The organism is Peptoniphilus timonensis JC401, from assembly GCF_000312025.1.
Lineage (GTDB): Bacteria > Bacillota > Clostridia > Tissierellales > Peptoniphilaceae > Peptoniphilus_A > Peptoniphilus_A timonensis.
In genome coordinates, this window is the sequence record NZ_HE978599.1 from 3,356 (window position 1) to 5,249 (window position 1,894).

A 1,894-nucleotide genomic window follows, 5' to 3' on the forward strand; every position below is an offset into this window, starting at 1 on the left:
ATATATAATTAAAATAGTGTGAAGATTTTTTTCCTTAGAAAGGAGGTGATCCAGCCGCACCTTCCGATACGGCTACCTTGTTACGACTTCACCCCAGTCACCTATCCTACCTTCGACTGCTGCTCCCATAAGGTTCGCTCGCAGGCTTCGGGTATTACAAGCTTCCATGGTGTGACGGGCGGTGTGTACAAGACCCGGGAACGCATTCACCGCAGCATTCTGATCTGCGATTACTAGCAACTCCATCTTCATGTACTCGAGTTGCAGAGTACAATCCGAACTGAGAAAGGCTTTTTGAGGTTTGCTTAATATCACTATCTTGCTTCCCTTTGTACCTTCCATTGTAGCACGTGTGTAGCCCAGGGCATATAGGGCATGATGATTTGACGTCATCCCCACCTTCCTCCGATTTATCATCGGCAGTCTCTTTAGAGTCCCCATCCAAAATGCTGGTAACTAAAGATAGGGGTTGCGCTCGTTGCGGGACTTAACCCAACATCTCACGACACGAGCTGACGACAACCATGCACCACCTGTATAGAGGCTTCCGAAGAAGAGTACTTATCTCTAAGTAGGTCCTCTATATGTCAAGCCCTGGTAAGGTTCTTCGCGTTGCTTCGAATTAAACCACATGCTCCGCTGCTTGTGCGGGTCCCCGTCAATTCCTTTGAGTTTCATGCTTGCGCACGTACTCCCCAGGCGGAGTGCTTAATGTGTTAACTGCGGCACCGAATTCTTCCGATACCTAGCACTCATCGTTTACAGCGTGGACTACCAGGGTATCTAATCCTGTTTGCTACCCACGCTTTCGTTCCTCAGCGTCAGAATGAGCCCAGTAAGTCGCCTTCGCCACCGGTATTCTTTTTAATATCTACGCATTTCACCGCTACACTAAAAATTCCACTTACCTCTACTCTTCTCAAGATATACAGTTTCAAATGCTTACAGTAGTTAAGCTACTGCCTTTTACATCTGACTTGCATTTCCGCCTGCGAACCCTTTACGCCCAGTGATTCCGGACAACGCTAGCCCCCTACGTATTACCGCGGCTGCTGGCACGTAGTTAGCCGGGGCTTTTTCTTATGGTACCGTCATTATCTTCCCATATAAAAGAACTTTACGACTCGAAAGCCTTCTTCGTTCACGCGGCGTCGCTGCATCAGAGTTCCCTCCATTGTGCAATATTCCCCACTGCTGCCTCCCGTAGGAGTTTGGACCGTTTCTCAGTTCCAATGTGGCCGTTCACCCTCTCAGGCCGGCTACCCATCGTCGCCTTGGTAGGCCGTTACCCTACCAACTAGCTAATGGGACGCGAGTCCATCTCAGACCACCGGAGTTTTGATCATTGGTGCATGTGCACTTTTGATTTCATTTGGTATTAATCCCGGTTTCCCGAGGCTATCCCAATGTCCGAGGCAGGTTACTCACGTGTTACTCACCCGTCCGCCGCTAATCCACTTTATCTTCACCCCGAAGGGATCTGTCAAAGTTTCATCGCTCGACTTGCATGTGTTAAGCGCGCCGCCAGCGTTCGTCCTGAGCCAGGATCAAACTCTCAATTAAAAATTTGTATGACTCATTAGTTTTCAAAAAACTAAACGAATATCTGGTTTGCTTGTGATTCTTATTATTAAGAATCTGTGATTCTAATCACGAAATTTGTGTGATTCATTACGAATCTTTTCTATCTTCACACTATTTAATTATCATGTTTCATTGCTACTCTTTTGAAGTAGCTTGTTTATTATACTACCGTGTTTTTTCTTTGTCAAGTAATTTTTACAATTTTTTTAAATTGTTTTTACTTAACTTTCACAGTAATTTGTTTGCTGTCTCAAGTGACAACTTCTATATATTATCATCTTGATCTTTATCTGTCAACTGTTTTTTTATA

1 rRNA gene is annotated in these 1,894 nt (G+C 45.2%); it reads right to left on the reverse strand.

Annotated elements, in window-relative coordinates:
• Positions 1–38: 38 nt before the first annotated feature.
• Positions 39–1,563 (reverse strand): 16S ribosomal RNA (locus tag HGPT_RS08625).
• Positions 1,564–1,894: the final 331 nt, after the last annotated feature.